At 34.8% G+C, this 14,828-nt stretch carries 12 protein-coding genes; 9 read left to right on the top strand and 3 right to left on the bottom strand.

What is annotated here, in order from left to right; all coding sequences use genetic code 11:
- Positions 1–302: 302 nt before the first annotated feature.
- A complete protein-coding gene (locus tag HNP35_RS22645; RefSeq protein ID WP_184167530.1) occupies positions 303–1,304 on the bottom strand; it encodes an LLM class flavin-dependent oxidoreductase in 1,002 nt (333 codons plus the stop codon).
- 100 nt (positions 1,305–1,404) lie between these two features.
- The gene (locus HNP35_RS22640; RefSeq protein WP_184167533.1) at positions 1,405–2,613 is read right to left on the bottom strand and encodes a polysaccharide deacetylase family protein; all 1,209 of its coding nucleotides are present in this window, start codon (positions 2,611–2,613) and stop codon (positions 1,405–1,407) included.
- A gap of 168 nt (positions 2,614–2,781) precedes the next feature.
- Between HNP35_RS22640 and HNP35_RS22635 the strand changes: the two genes are divergently transcribed.
- The 4 genes from HNP35_RS22635 to kdpA all read left to right on the top strand — a co-directional run bounded on the left by HNP35_RS22635 (position 2,782) and on the right by kdpA (position 6,852).
- Entirely contained in the window at positions 2,782–4,137 is a 1,356-nt protein-coding gene (locus HNP35_RS22635) for a sigma-54-dependent transcriptional regulator (protein ID WP_184167536.1), read from the top strand.
- Between the two features lie 333 nt (positions 4,138–4,470).
- Positions 4,471–4,752 carry a DUF7674 family protein gene (locus tag HNP35_RS22630; RefSeq protein ID WP_135221802.1) on the top strand — a complete coding sequence of 94 codons (282 nt, stop codon included), beginning with the start codon at positions 4,471–4,473 and terminating at the stop codon, positions 4,750–4,752.
- A 186-nt stretch (positions 4,753–4,938) separates the two neighbouring features.
- Positions 4,939–5,016, top strand: coding sequence for a K(+)-transporting ATPase subunit F (gene kdpF / locus HNP35_RS22625; RefSeq protein ID WP_081909388.1), 78 nt, complete (start codon positions 4,939–4,941; stop codon positions 5,014–5,016).
- A 117-nt stretch (positions 5,017–5,133) separates the two neighbouring features.
- Positions 5,134–6,852 carry a potassium-transporting ATPase subunit KdpA gene (gene kdpA, locus HNP35_RS22620; RefSeq protein ID WP_184167539.1) on the top strand — a complete coding sequence of 573 codons (1,719 nt, stop codon included), beginning with the start codon at positions 5,134–5,136 and terminating at the stop codon, positions 6,850–6,852.
- Between the two features lie 105 nt (positions 6,853–6,957).
- Here kdpA and HNP35_RS22615 read toward each other — a convergent pair whose 3' ends face one another.
- Positions 6,958–7,317: a four helix bundle protein gene (locus HNP35_RS22615; RefSeq protein WP_184167541.1), complete on the bottom strand. Its 360-nt coding sequence runs from the start codon at positions 7,315–7,317 to the stop codon at positions 6,958–6,960.
- A gap of 70 nt (positions 7,318–7,387) precedes the next feature.
- Here HNP35_RS22615 and kdpB point away from each other — a divergent pair, with 70 nt between their 5' ends.
- The 5 genes from kdpB to HNP35_RS22590 all read left to right on the top strand — a co-directional run bounded on the left by kdpB (position 7,388) and on the right by HNP35_RS22590 (position 14,714).
- The gene (gene kdpB / locus HNP35_RS22610; RefSeq protein WP_184167544.1) at positions 7,388–9,445 is read left to right on the top strand and encodes a potassium-transporting ATPase subunit KdpB; all 2,058 of its coding nucleotides are present in this window, start codon (positions 7,388–7,390) and stop codon (positions 9,443–9,445) included.
- 160 nt (positions 9,446–9,605) lie between these two features.
- The gene (locus tag HNP35_RS22605) at positions 9,606–10,157 is read left to right on the top strand and encodes a K(+)-transporting ATPase subunit C (protein WP_184167547.1); all 552 of its coding nucleotides are present in this window, start codon (positions 9,606–9,608) and stop codon (positions 10,155–10,157) included.
- A 467-nt stretch (positions 10,158–10,624) separates the two neighbouring features.
- Positions 10,625–11,701 carry a porin gene (locus HNP35_RS22600; RefSeq protein ID WP_184167550.1) on the top strand — a complete coding sequence of 359 codons (1,077 nt, stop codon included), beginning with the start codon at positions 10,625–10,627 and terminating at the stop codon, positions 11,699–11,701.
- 84 nt (positions 11,702–11,785) lie between these two features.
- Positions 11,786–12,910 (top strand): sensor protein KdpD, encoded by a 1,125-nt coding sequence (locus HNP35_RS22595; RefSeq protein WP_184167553.1) that lies wholly within the window; start codon positions 11,786–11,788, stop codon positions 12,908–12,910.
- Positions 12,911–12,995: 85 nt separating this feature from the next.
- Positions 12,996–14,714, top strand: a complete 1,719-nt coding sequence (locus HNP35_RS22590) for a HAMP domain-containing sensor histidine kinase (protein ID WP_184167556.1) — start codon at positions 12,996–12,998, stop codon at positions 14,712–14,714.
- Positions 14,715–14,828: the final 114 nt, after the last annotated feature.

Below are 14,828 nucleotides of genomic sequence, written 5' to 3'. Positions count from 1 at the left end.
ATTTCTTCTGAAAACCGGTGCCCTAGCCCCGATAGGAGCGGAAATCCTTTTTGTGGTGGGGTTCACCACAAAAAGATTGCAGCGGATAGCGGGATAAAGCTCCTCAAAATTTCAATACTCAAATTTAAAATTCCAAATTCGCTCTGTCTTAAGAACCGCACCTATATATTATAGTATAACTTTTCTACTTATGTATATGTATAAAAACAAACCCGACAGGTTTTGAAATCTGTCGGGTTGTGTTGAGATTGCTCTTTATATTATAGTATACTTTTTTACTTATACATATATATGTATAGTTTTTAATTTAAACTATCAATTACCTCTTTTGTGATTTGAATACTTTTCAATTTTGCTTCATGATCAAAAATAGGACTTGTTACCATCAGTTCGTCAATATTAGCATAGTTGACAAACTTTTTTAGATCTGTAATCAATTGTTCTTTGTTTCCTGTAAATGTTCCTGCTGTCATTTGATTGACATGATAGCGTTCCGCTTCATTCATAATATCATCAAGCGATGCAACTGGTGGCTGTAAACCTTTACGATCGTTTCTAATTAAATTTAGAAACATTTGATACAAACTTGTAGATAGTAATTCGGCTTCTTCATTTGTATCAGCTGCTATAACATTTACACACGCCATTGTTTTGGGTTTGTCTAAAAACTCCGAAGGCTGGAAATTTTCACGGTAGAACTCGAAAGCTTGAATCATAAGCTTTGGAGCAAAATGGCCAGCGAAGGCATAAGGCAATCCATAAGCTGCTGCGAGAGCTGCACTATCCATACTTGAGCCTAAAATCCATATTGGCACTTTTAATCCTTCTGCCGGAAATGCACGCACTTTCCCTGTGGCATTTTCACTTGAAAAATACTCTTGAAGCTTGCTTACATTTTGCGGGAAGCGTTGTGCTTGTTCAAAAAAGTCTTTTCGAATTGCTTCTGCAGTTGGCTGATCTGTTCCTGGTGCTCTTCCTAAACCTAAATCTATTCGGTTTGGATAAAGTGTTTCAAGTGTTCCAAATTGTTCAGCTACTACTAAAGGCGAATGATTTGGAAGCATGATTCCGCCGGAACCTACGCGGATATTTTCTGTTTGACTTGCTACATAACAAATTAAAACTACGGTTGCTGTACTCGCAACGTGTGCCATATTGTGATGTTCTGCCAACCAAATTCTTTTATATCCTAATTTGTCGGCTAATTGTGCAATGTCTTTTGTTTTTTGAAATGTTTTTGTTGCATTGCTATCTTGATTGATAATTGCAAGTTCTAATATTGAGACTGAAATTGTTTTTTTCATATAAATTAAGGCTAAAATGCAAAATTAAGTCATTTATATGAATGCGTTTTGCTTTCTTCTGTTAAGAGAATTATAATATTTGTAACTACAAATATCACCGCTACAATTGTAATAAAATTAGTTTATGATTCGTTTGACCATCATTTTTGATCTTTAAACCTTTAGTCGACTCTATTTCAAATTTAGATTTTGTTTCTATGTTTAACGAAATAGCTCGATTTCTGAAATTTTGAGGAATTTCTGGAAGCTGAATCGTCACAATTACTTCTTTGTTTTTCTGCTGAAAATCGACTTTAATTCTATCTCTTAACCAAATATATTCGTAAACTTCCTGCCATGGCGCCATCCAAATGGAATCGTTTCCTTTTGCGCCATATTTATCGGCCAAAGTTGTCATATAATATTTGAAATCAGGAAAACGTATGCTTAAATTCCACAGATTTGTATTTCCTGTTCCGTGTGTAAAATCGTTGAACCAAACTGGATCGGATTGTTTTACTATTGAATCTACGGTTTTTAAAAAACGATCCATTGTTTTAAAACTGGTTGTATCTTTTGAACTCAATACAAAAGTTCTAGCCGAAATCATTTTATCTAAATCTACTTTAGAATTCACTTTATAAACTGGGCCAGTACCATAATAAGACGCCACCGAAAAATTTCCGTTAGCCAAAGCTTCTTTTTCATATTCTAAATAATATTTTTCATCACCTTCTCCGCCTGGAACCACAAAATGAGACATTGTAAAATTTAAATTTTGCTTAATTGAAGTTGTATTATCAGTTACTTCTGTTAAATAATTAGTTCCATGTTTTGTGGCATGATGAAAACTGTGATTCAAAATATCCCAACCGGCATCGTACATTTCTTTTATTTCTTTCCACGAAAGATGTCCACGATTTTCTGGCAACTCACGAATCGAACCTCCATTTATCGCTAATGCCAATTTAAACGGAATTTTATCTCCCATTCCGTCTGAATAAAAAAGTCCTTTTGAAGTTGTTCCGTCTCCACCTTGATCGATTTTCCATTCGTTTATATTAGAATTGTAAATTTTTCCTCCTTCCAATAATGGAAAAGCAGTTAAATAAGCAGATCTGTAACCGTCATCGAGCGTGAAACTGTAGGCAAAATGTTTGTTGTATTTTAAAGGCGAAACAGCAATTTTGATTTTATCTTCCGATTTTAGTTTTATTTTGAATGAAATGGTTTTCGGTTTTGAAGAATCTTTTTGAATAATTCCATTTGAAAAACTATTAAAACTTCCGAAGATTACGATCGCTATTATAAGGAGAATTCGTTTTGACATAAATTTTAGTGGTTCATTTTCTGCTCTAAAAGTACATTTCTTTTCCAAAAGAATATTTTAAAACTTACTATTATCCTAAAAATAATTTCTGTAGAATCAAAAAAGTGAACCGATTTTAAGCCTAAATTTGTACATCAAAAACTCATTCGGTTTTTAGCTTATCTGCAAATGACACACAAAATTTTAATTATAGACGACGAGGAAAAACTGAGAAGTCTGCTGGCACGTATTATAAAATCGGAAGGATTTGAAGTTTTTGAAGCGAAAGATTTGAAATCGGGTTTCAAAAAACTGGAACAAACCGAAATTGATATTGTTTTATGTGATGTAAAATTGCCTGACGGAAACGGCGTTGATTTTCTTCAAAATATAAAAAACAATTTTCCTTTAACAGAAGTTATTTTACTGACTGCTTTTGGAAATATTCCAGATGGCGTTCAGGCCATGAAAAATGGAGCTTTCGATTATATTGTAAAAGGCGACGATAATGATAAAATTATTCCACTTTTATATAAAGCTGTTGACAAAGTACAATTGCAGAAAAAAGTACAGCAATTAGAAAAACGAATTAACGATAAATATTCTTTTTCTACTATTATAGGTAAATCAAAAGGAATTGAACAAGTCATTGATCTGGCGCAAAAAGTAGCCAAAACCGATTCGACCGTTTTACTTACAGGCGAAACCGGAACCGGAAAAGAAGTTTTTGCACAAGCAATTCATGAAAACAGCAATCGTGCAGGAAAATCGTTTGTGGCTTTGAACTGTAGTACTTTCAGCAAAGAAATTCTGGAAAGCGAACTTTTTGGTCACAAACAAGGAGCTTTTACCGGAGCTTTAAAAGATAAAAAAGGTTTTATTGAAGAAGCAAATGGAGGAACATTGTTTCTGGATGAAATTGGAGAAATGCCGATTGATCTTCAAGCGAAATTATTGCGTGTTTTAGAAACCAGTGAATATATTCCCGTTGGCGATACAACTCCTAAAAAATCAAATTTTAGATTAATTGCAGCTACAAATCGTGATTTAAAAACAGAAAGCGACGAACATCGTTTCCGTTCAGACTTGTATTTCCGTTTGAATATTTTCGAAATCAAACTGCCTTCTTTACGAGAAAGAGTTAAAGATATTCCGCTTTTGGCGAATTATTATGTGAAGCAATTTTCAGAAAAAACGAATAAAAAAGCCTTGCAGATTGGTGACGATTTTCTTCAGAAATTAGAAAATTATTCCTGGCCGGGAAATATTCGTGAACTTAAAAATGTAATTGAAAGATCGGTTATTTTGAGCAGCGGAGATGTTCTAACTACTGATGTTCTGCCTTATGAAATGCAACATCAGGCTGAAAATAATTCAAAACCAATGTCGGCTTTCTCCATGCAGAGTGTCGAGAAACTACATATTCAAAAGGTTTTAAATTATACTAAAGGAAATAAGGCTGAGACGGCTAGATTGTTAGAGATTGGTATTGCGACTTTGTATAGAAAGATTGAAGAATACGGAATAGAAAATTCCAAAAATTAAATTCCAAATTCCAATTACAACGACAATATCAATGACAATTTTCAAATTCAATTTTTAGCTTCGGAGAAGCAATATATCTATAGAATAATTAATCCAATTGATAAAAAGCTCCAGCGGAGCGACACCTACGTAATCTAAAAAATATGTCGCCCCGCTGGGGCTTGCAAATACTATATCAAAACGAGAAAAGCTTATCAAAATGATAGGCTTTTTTTATGCCTAATTTTTGGTACGAAACTACATTTCTTTTATTTACAACACTTTACATATAACTTCATTTTTTCGGAACATATTTTGGCATAGAGGGGAAAAGAACATTAAAAAATCCTTCTCATGAAAAATCAAGTTACCTCAATCTATAAACAAGCTGAACGGTTTGCTGAGATTACTAAAAAATCAATTATCTGTGGCAATATCGTTCGGGCAAAAAAATGTTTAGCTCTTGCTGAACGGTTATTTATTACCGGAAGCATTGAAACTAAAAACGCCATTTCAAATGTCTATGTTTTCTCTGTTTCGTCTTTTATGGAAATGCGTCACTGCAATATTTCACATCTTTTTCCACAAACACTTAAAGCAGAATATATCAAACAGGTTAATGCTTCAGGCGTTTAGTGTAAAATGTTTTTTGTGAAATGTAAAATGTATTGATCGCTTTTCACAAAAAACATTTTACTTCTCACATTTCACAAATTTTAAATCTAAAATAATCCAATGATCACTTTTCTTCTACTCGGACTGGCAGTTTTACTGTTTGCCATTTGTTATTTATCAATTGAATTCTTTGAAAAAATCTAAATCATGACAGCACTCTTTATTATTTCAATCGCCGTTTTCGTGTATTTGGTTTATGTATTAATCAAACCTGAAAAATTTTAATTATGTGAAATGCAAAATGTTATTTGTGAAATGTAAAAGTTGATATTATTTCATTTTAATCATTCCAAACCACATTTTACAAATCACCTCTTACCTTTTACTAAAAAAATAAAAAATATGAATACAGAATTAATAGGTGTTATAGGAGTTTTTCTCTTGACGATTGTTCTGGCAATTCCATTCGGAAAATATATTGCCAAAGTTTTCTTAGGAGACAAAACAATCCTTGACCCGATTTTCAATCCAATTGAAAAATTTATTTTTAAAGTCAGCGGTATTAATCCAGCTGAAGAAATGAACTGGAAACAACACTTAAAAGCACTTTTAAGTATCAATATGCTTTGGTTCTTTCTCTGCTTTTTTGTTTTACTTTTTCAGGGTTCTTTACCTTTAAATCCAGACAATAACCCATCCATGACTCCCGATTTGGCTTTTAATACTGCCATTTCATTTTTAGTCAATTGCGATTTACAACATTATTCAGGTGAAAGTGGCGTTTCATACTTGTCACAAATGGTTTTAATGTTCCTGCAGTTTGTTTCGGCTGGAGTCGGAATCGCTGCCGCTGTGATGGTGTTTACCGCAATGCGCGAAAGAACCACCGATAAACTAGGAAATTTTTATAATAATTTAGTTAAAAGCTGTACTCGTATCTTACTTCCTCTTTCTGCAATTGTTGCCATTGCATTAGTTTTCAGTGGAACTCCTATGACTTTTGAAGGAAAAGATGCTATTACAACTTTACAAGGTGATCAGGTTGAAGTTTCTCGCGGGCCAGCTGCTGCTTTTGTGGCTATCAAACATATTGGAACAAACGGAGGTGGATTTTTTGGAGCTAACTCAGCTCATCCGTTAGAAAACCCAACCTATTTCTCGAATGCGCTTGAACTTTGGGCACAATTGATTGTCCCATTTGCTATGATTTTTGCACTTGGATTTTTCCTAAACAAAAAGAAATTATCTTATGTAATTTTTGGTGTAATGACTGTTGGATTCTTACTCTTGGTAATTCCGACAATGTCTGCCGAAATGAATGGAAACCCTGCTATTGAAAAGATGGGAGTTTCACAATTAACCGGAGCAATGGAGGGAAAAGAAGTTCGGTTTGGGCCTGCCATTTCAGGTTTCTGGAGTATTGCAACAACTGTAATTTCTACAGGATCTGTAAACAGTATGCACGATAGTGCGATGCCGGTTTCTGGAGCAATGCAGTTATTAGCCATGATGGTAAATGCTTTTTACGGCGGATGCGGTGTCGGTTACCTCAACTTTTACATCTTTATTATTCTAGCTGTGTTTATTTCTGGATTAATGGTCGGTCGAACTCCTGAATTTTTAGGAAAGAAAATTGAAGCTCGGGAAGTTAAGATTGCTGCTTTTATCGCGATCATCCACCCATTATTGATTTTAGCCGGAACTGCTTTAGCTTCTTATTTTGCCGCGCACGATACGGCAATGGGCTACTGGTTCAGCGGAAACGCAACGGGCTGGTTAAACAATCCTGGAAATCATGGATTCTCAGAAATGTTATATGAATATACTTCGAGCGCCGCCAACAACGGTTCTGGTTTTGAAGGTTTGGGAGATAATAATCCGTTTTGGAATATCACAACTGGAATTGTGTTATTGTTGAGCCGTTTCATTCCAATCATCGGACCTCTTGCAATTGCAGGTTTATTAGCCAATAAAAAATACATTCCTGAAAGCGCCGGAACTCTTAAAACAGATACTACGATCTTCGGAATTATGACTTTTGCAGTTATCGCAATTATCGCAGCTTTATCATTCTTCCCAGCATTGGCACTTGGACCATTGGCAGAATATTTTGGAATATAAAATGTGATTTGTGAGATGTTAGATGTGAAAAGCGAAAAAACAAAATCAAACTAGATCTCATAACACAACTCACTTTTTACATCTAACATCTCACCAAAAAACAAATTACGCCCGTGCTTCAAGGTTTTTAATTAATCCATAAATGAGTTTTCCTATGACATCTAGTTTTTCAATTAATTGTTTGCATTCATTTTCACCGAGAAAATCTAATTCTTTACTTAATAATATTAAAGTATCAAGTTCGGATAAAGAACCTAAGGAAATATGCAAAAAATGGATAAACTCTTTTGTTCCTTTTCTTGCTGCACCTTCTGCAATATTAACTGGAATGGAAACCGAAGCTCTACGAATTTGTGAAGTCATTCCGAATTTTTCCTCAAGAGGAAATTGTCTCGTAACTAAATAAATTTCTTTAACGAATTCAAAACTTTTAATCCATGAATTCAATTTTTTATGTGGTTTCATATGAAATAAGCAATATTTACAAAAGTAGGAAATTTCATATTTCACATCTAACATTTTACAAATTAAAAAAATGACAACTAATAAATCTACATCATTATTCGAGAGCCAGCAGGTAAAAGAAGCATTTTTGCAATCTTTTGTGAAGCTGAATCCAAAATTGATGATCAAAAATCCGGTAATGTTTACCGTAGAAATCGGAACTGTTATCATGTTTGCAGTCTGTATTTCAATCTTAATGGGCGCAACCGATCAGGGAAGTTTGACTTATAATATCATTGTATTCTTAATTTTATTCGCTACTCTTTTGTTTGGAAATTTCGCCGAAGCTATTGCCGAAGCCCGAGGAAAAGCACAAGCTGACAGTTTAAGAAAAACACGTGAAGAAACTCCTGCAAGACAGATTCTGCCAAATGGAGAAATTAAAAACGTAAGTTCTTCAGCATTAAAAAAAGATGATATTTATATCTGTGAAGCCGGTGATTTAATTGCTGCCGACGGTGAAATTATCGAAGGACTTGCTACAATCGACGAAAGTGCGATTACAGGAGAAAGTGCCCCAGTAATTCGTGAAGCAGGCGGAGATAAATCTTCAGTTACAGGAGGAACAAAAGTACTTTCTGATAAAATCAAAGTACGAATAACTTCTGAGCCAGGCGAAAGTTTCTTAGATAAAATGATTGCTTTGGTTGAAGGTGCGAGTCGTCAGAAAACGCCAAACGAAATTGCTTTGACTATTTTATTAGCTGCTTTTACTTTGATTTTCATCATTGTCTGCGTAACCTTAAAACCTTTCGCAGATTATGCCAACGCTCCTATTACTATTGCTGCTTTTATTTCTCTTTTTGTATGTTTAATTCCAACTACAATTGGAGGTTTATTATCTGCTATCGGAATTGCGGGAATGGACAGAGCGCTTCGTGCCAACGTCATTACAAAATCTGGTAAGGCGGTTGAAACTGCTGGAGATATTGACGTATTGCTTTTAGATAAAACAGGAACAATCACAATAGGAAACCGAAAAGCAACAAATTTCTATCCAACAAAAGGAATTTCTTTTGATGATTTTGTGAAATCGGCTGTTTTAAGTTCGCTTGCAGATGATACCCCTGAAGGGAAAAGCATTCTTGAGCTTGGTAAAATGTTAGATGAAAACAGTAAAATGCAGTCAGACATTTCACTTCTTACAGAAAACATTTCACAAACAATCAAATTTACTGCTGAAACCAGAACTTCTGGTGTTATTTTAAAAGACGGAACCAATATTAGAAAAGGAGCTCAGGACGCTGCCAGAAAAATTGCAGAACAAGCCGGAAATACTTTTCCTAAAGATACTGCTGATCAGGTTGTGACAATTTCTTCTAACGGAGGAACGCCATTAGTGGTTATCAAAAACAATGAAATTCAAGGTGTTATCGAATTACAAGATATTATCAAAACCGGAATGAAAGAACGTTTTGAGCGTTTACGCCGAATGGGAATCAAAACCGTGATGGTTACCGGTGATAATCCTTTGACCGCCAAATTTATTGCCGAAAAAGCTGGTGTTGATGATTTTATTGCTGAAGCTAAACCGGAAGATAAAATGAATTATATCCGAAAAGAACAAGCTGAAGGACGCTTAGTCGCCATGATGGGTGACGGAACAAACGACGCTCCTGCCCTTGCTCAAGCGAATGTTGGAGTTGCCATGAACAGTGGAACTCAAGCAGCAAAAGAAGCTGGAAACATGGTCGATCTTGATAATGACCCGACGAAACTAATCGAGATTGTTGAAATTGGAAAACAGCTTTTAATGACGCGAGGAACTTTAACTACGTTCTCAATTGCTAATGACGTTGCTAAATATTTTGCTATCGTTCCTGCCTTGTTTATTACTGCAATTCCAGCGTTGCAAGGTTTAAATATTATGCATTTGCATAGTCCTGAAAGTGCCATTTTATCGGCTGTAATTTTTAATGCGATTATCATTCCGATTTTAATTCCGCTTGCGCTGAAAGGTGTTGATTACCGACCAATTGGAGCGAGTGCCATCTTAAAAAGAAACCTTTTAATTTATGGCTTAGGAGGAATTATTGTTCCTTTCATTGGAATCAAAATTATTGATTTACTAGTCGCTTTATTTATGTAAGATTCTAAGATGCTAAGATTCTAAGGGACTAAGTTTTTCCCTTAGAATCATAAAAACTAGAATCCGTCAAAAAATCAAATAATAAACATTGGACTTCGATTACAAGCTTCAGAAAAAACTTAGAATCTTAGCATCTTAGTCCCTTAGCAACTTCAAAAAAATGAAAAATATATTCTCACTCATAAAACTTACAGTAGCCTTACTATTGTTATTCATTGTTATCTACCCTTTAGCTATTTACGGGATAGGGCAATTGTCTCCAAATCAAGGAAAAGGAGAAACTATCACCGTTAACGGCAAAGTTGTCGGATATCAAAAAATCGGACAAAAGTTCGATAAATCAAATTATTTCTGGGGAAGACCTTCGGCTGTAGATTACAACGCGGCGGGAAGTGCCGGAAGCAATAAAGGTCCAAGTAATGCCGATTATCTGGCTTTGGTTCAAAAAAGAATTGATACGCTTTTATTGGTTCATCCTTATTTAAAGAAATCTGATATTCCTTCAGATATGGTGACGGCTTCAGGAAGTGGTCTTGATCCGAATATTTCTCCTCAAGGTGCTTTGATGCAGGTAAAACGAATTGCTAAAGAAAGAAAACTGGATGAATCTAAAGTGAAAGCTTTGGTGGAATCTAAAATTAATACTGCTGTTGTTGGGCCTGAAACGGTTAATGTTTTGGAGTTGAATGTGGCTTTGGATCAGCTTCGATGAAGCTTTAAGACGCTAAGGTTCTAAGATACTGAGATACTAAGTTTTTCTCCTGCAAGGTTTTCAAAACCTTGTAGATATAAATCTGCATCAACTATTATAATCAAGTAACAAGTATAATTTGTCATTTCGACGTAAGGAGAAATCCTCGTTGCTAAATCGACACAGATTGATATTCTTTGCGGAGCTACTTGCGAAGATTTGCTTCGCCTGTTCGCTATCGCTCGAGTCTCCTTACGTCGAAATGACAAACTGTGAGAAAAACTGGAATCGAAAAACTAAACTTTAAATTAAATACCTACAAGGTTTTGAAAACCTTGCAGGAAACGAAAACGCCTTTTTACCCCAAATGCCCTAGCCCCGATAGTAGTGGAAATCCTTTTGTGCCGGGGTTCGGCACAAAAGATTGAAACGGATAGCGGGATTAGCTCCTAAAGAATCTACTAAATAAATAATTGAATACCACAAAAATGAAAAAAATACTACTTACAGCTTTAATCGCTTTTGGTTACAGCAATTTACAAGCACAGTCAGCATCTAAAAGTCCGTTTACGTTTTCAGGATATGTAGACGTTTATTACAGTTATGATTTTGGGAAACCTGAAAATCATACTCGCCCAAACTTTTTTTACAGTTATAATAAAAGTAATGAAGTGAACTTAAATATGGGAATGGCAAAAGTGAATTATTCGACAGAAAATATTCGCGGGAATTTTGCTCTGATGGCTGGAACTTATCCGCAGTATAATATGTCGGCTGAACAAGGTCTTTTGCAAAATGTTTATGAAGCAAATGTTGGAGTTAAGATTTCGAAAAACCATAATTTATGGATTGATGCGGGAATTATGCCATCGCATATTGGTTTTGAAAGTGCAATTGGAAAAGACTGTCAAAATTTAACCCGAAGCATTCTGGCTGAAAATTCTCCTTATTATGAAGCGGGAGTGAAAATTGGCTATACGTCTGAATCAGGAAAATGGTATTTGGCCGGAATGTATTTGAATGGCTGGCAGAGAATTGAAAAAGTGGAAGGCAATCAAACGCCTGCTTTTGGAACTCAGGTTACTTTTAAACCATCGGATAATGTGACCTTGAATTGGAGTACTTATGTTGGAAACGAACAGCCGGATATTGATAAAAAATGGCGTTATTTCAATAATTTCTATGGACAATTTAAAGTGGCTAAAAAAGTAAACTTAACAACTGGTTTTGATATTGGTTCACAGCAATCGGCTAAAGGAAGCGACAAATATGATGTTTGGTTTTCGCCTGTTGTGATTCTGCAATACAAACCAACTGATAAAATTCAGCTTGCAGCAAGAGGAGAATATTACAGCGACGAGAAAGGTGTAATCATCGCAACTGAAACGCCAAACGGATTTAAAACATACGGATTTTCAGCTAACTTTGATTACTTAGTAACTAACAATATAATGTTTAGAATTGAAGCAAGAAATCTTTCGAGCAAGGATGAAATTTTCACAAAAAACAATCAGCCAACGGACACAAATACGTTTGTGACAACTTCGCTGGCGATTTCTTTTTAGCTTTAGGCGATAGGCTTTAAGCAGTAAGCTTTTTAAAAGTCATACTGCCTAAAGCCTAAAGCTTATTGCTTAAAGCATATTTTTATGGAACAGAAAAATAATAACGCACAGCATTTTCTGGATTTGATTCAGAAATCACGGAAAGGAAAGTTTAAAATCTACATTGGGATGAGCGCCGGTGTGGGCAAGACTTTTCGTATGCTTCAGGAAGCGCATTCGTTATTGAAAAACGGAATCGATGTAAAAATTGGCTACATCGAAACGCACATGCGGAAGGAAACGCATGAACTTTTGGCTGGTCTTCCGATTATTCCGAGGCGAACAATTTTTTATAAAGGGAAAGAACTTGAAGAACTCGATGTTCAAGCGATTATTAATCTTCGTCCTGAAGTTGTTATTGTAGATGAATTGGCGCACACCAATGTCGAAGGAAGCAAAAACGAAAAACGTTGGCAAGATGTTCTGGAAATTCTGGATGCAGGAATTAATGTAATTTCGGCGGTTAATATTCAGCATATTGAAAGTTTAAACGAAGATGTAAAACGAATTACCAATATTGATGTTCAGGAGCGAATTCCGGATAATGTTCTTCGATTAGCAGATGAAGTCGTGAATATCGATTTGACTTCTGAAGATTTGATTGCGCGTTTGAAAGAAGGAAAAATTTATACGCCAGATAAAATTCAAACGGCTTTGGCAAACTTTTTTAAATCCGAACAGATTCTTCAATTGCGTGAATTAGCATTGAAAGAAGTCGCGAGTCAAGTAGTTAGAAAAGTTGAAAATGAAGTCCCGAATCTGCATGCTTTACGACATGAAAAATTATTGGCTTGCATTAGCAGTAATGAAAAAACAGCCAAAATTATAATTAGAAAAGCGGCACGTTTAGCGAGTTATTATAATGGTTCCTGGCATGTTTTATATGTAGAAACTCCCAAAGAAAGCAGTAACCGAATTGCACTCGACAAACAAAGACATTTAATTAATAACTTTAAACTCGCTGTACAATTGGGCGCAGAAGTTATTAAATTGGAAAATTCAAATATTACGGATGCTATTTTGAAAACGGTAGAAGAAAAACAAATTACAACGGTATGCATCGGGAAACCGCATTTTAATTTGTTTAAAGTAATTTTGTCCACGACAATTTTCAGACGTTTGCTGAACAAATTGTCTTTATCAAATGTTGATCTTGTGATATTATCGTGAGATGATTTATGTGAGATGTGAAATGATCTGCGGGAAATACATTTCACAGATAACATTTTACATTTTACAAACAAAAAAATAAAATATGAGAATTAAAACCAAATTGAATCTGGGTGTTGGATTGTTATTTTTAATGATCATTATACTTTCGCTCGTAAGCGGATATTCTGTTTTTTTGATAAAAGCGGACACAGAGAATATTCTGAAAGCGAATTATAATACGCTTGAATATTCCCGAAATATGATTTTGTCTTTGGATGAAATCCAAATAAATGAAGATAATAAAATTCATGTTTTTAAGGAATATCTTGAAAAACAAACGCAAAATGTTACTGAACCCGGAGAAAAAGAAGCTACAGCGAATCTTGAAAAAAACTTCGCTCTTTTAGAAAAAAATGGTTCTAATGATGCTTTAAAAGCGCAAATCAGGCAGGATATTTTTGCGATTATGAAGCTGAATCTCGATGCCATAAAACAGAAAAGCGATATTGCCAAACATACTGCCGAAAATGCCAATTTATGGATTGCTATAGTAGGAACTTTATGTTTTTTAATTGCTTTTAATCTATTGGTTAATCTTCCAAATAATATTGCAAATCCAATAAAAGAATTAACGCTGAGTATTAAGGAAATTGCGAATAAAAATTATTCTGAAAGAGTTCATTTTACAAGTCATAGCGAATTTGGCGATTTGGCAAAATCGTTCAACACAATGGCGCAGAAACTTCAGGAATATAACGACAGTAATTTGTACAAACTCTTTTTTGAAAAGAAACGCCTCGAAACGCTTATCAATAATATGAACGATCCAATTATTGGTTTAGATAATGAAAATATTGTTTTGTTTGCGAATGATGAAGCTTTGAAAATTATTGGCTTAAAATTGGAAGATGTTATTGGAAAATCGGCTTCGGAATTGGCTTTATCGAATGATTTGATTCGTTCTTTGATTTTAAAAGATGGTGCTGATTCTGCTAAAAAACAACCTCTGAAAATTTTTGCTCACGGAAAAGAAAGTTATTTCGAAAAAGAAATCCTAAATATTACCATAGTTCCAACTGGTGAAGAAAAGGAAATCAATATTGGCGATGTTATTATTCTGCGAAATATTACGCTTTTTAAAGAACTGGATTTTGCTAAAACCAACTTTATTGCGACAGTTTCACACGAATTAAAAACACCTATTGCGTCTATAAAATTAAGTCTTCAATTGCTTGAAAATGCCAAAACTGGCGATATGAACGACGATCAGAAACAATTGGTTGAAAGCATTAAAGATGACAGTCAGCGATTGTTGAAAATTACAGGTGAATTACTTAATTTATCACAATTGGAAACTGGAAATATTCAGCTGAATATTGAGAAAAGTAATCCACACCAAATTGTAAATTATGCCGTTGAAGCTGTAAAAGTTCAAGCCGATCAAAAACAGATTCAATTACTCGTTGATGCCGATGAAAATCTAAACGAAGTAAAAGCCGACAGCGAAAAAACGGGCTGGGTTTTGATTAATTATTTATCGAATGCGATTCGCTATTCGTCTGAAAAAAGCACAATTCATATTAAACTGAAAAAAGAAAATAACCAAATTGTATTTCAGGTTATTGATACCGGAAAAGGAATTGACACAAGATATAAAGACCGGGTTTTCGACAAATATTTTCAGGTTCCAGGAAGTCAGAAATCAGGTACGGGGTTAGGTTTGGCGATAAGCAAAGAATTTATCGAAGCGCAAAACGGAAGTGTTGGTGTAGAAAGTAATTTGGGATTGGGAAGTACGTTTTGGTTTTCATTGAAAGTTTAGATAACTTCATTTTATTACAGATGTCAGTCTGAGCGAAGTCGAAGACCTTCCACACTATCAAAGCCCTTCGACTTCGCTCAGGGTGACACTAAAAGAGATTCAAAAATTTAGCCA

Source organism: Flavobacterium notoginsengisoli (genome assembly GCF_014207905.1).
Classification (GTDB): Bacteria; Bacteroidota; Bacteroidia; order Flavobacteriales; family Flavobacteriaceae; genus Flavobacterium; species Flavobacterium notoginsengisoli_A.
The sequence above is the reverse complement of the archived record's forward strand: the minus strand, read 5'-3'. Positions and strand labels throughout refer to the sequence as shown.

Coding starts and splice junctions, on each gene's coding strand:
- kdpB (WP_184167544.1), top strand. CDS start 7,388: ATGACAACTAATAAATCTACATCATTATTCGAGAGCCAGCAGGTAAAA.
- HNP35_RS22645 (WP_184167530.1), bottom strand. CDS start 1,304: ATGAAAAAAACAATTTCAGTCTCAATATTAGAACTTGCAATTATCAAT.
- HNP35_RS22600 (WP_184167550.1), top strand. CDS start 10,625: ATGAAAAAAATACTACTTACAGCTTTAATCGCTTTTGGTTACAGCAAT.
- HNP35_RS22590 (WP_184167556.1), top strand. CDS start 12,996: ATGAGAATTAAAACCAAATTGAATCTGGGTGTTGGATTGTTATTTTTA.
- HNP35_RS22615 (WP_184167541.1), bottom strand. CDS start 7,317: ATGAAACCACATAAAAAATTGAATTCATGGATTAAAAGTTTTGAATTC.
- HNP35_RS22595 (WP_184167553.1), top strand. CDS start 11,786: ATGGAACAGAAAAATAATAACGCACAGCATTTTCTGGATTTGATTCAG.
- kdpA (WP_184167539.1), top strand. CDS start 5,134: ATGAATACAGAATTAATAGGTGTTATAGGAGTTTTTCTCTTGACGATT.
- HNP35_RS22635 (WP_184167536.1), top strand. CDS start 2,782: ATGACACACAAAATTTTAATTATAGACGACGAGGAAAAACTGAGAAGT.
- HNP35_RS22605 (WP_184167547.1), top strand. CDS start 9,606: ATGAAAAATATATTCTCACTCATAAAACTTACAGTAGCCTTACTATTG.
- kdpF (WP_081909388.1), top strand. CDS start 4,939: ATGACAGCACTCTTTATTATTTCAATCGCCGTTTTCGTGTATTTGGTT.
- HNP35_RS22640 (WP_184167533.1), bottom strand. CDS start 2,613: ATGTCAAAACGAATTCTCCTTATAATAGCGATCGTAATCTTCGGAAGT.
- HNP35_RS22630 (WP_135221802.1), top strand. CDS start 4,471: ATGAAAAATCAAGTTACCTCAATCTATAAACAAGCTGAACGGTTTGCT.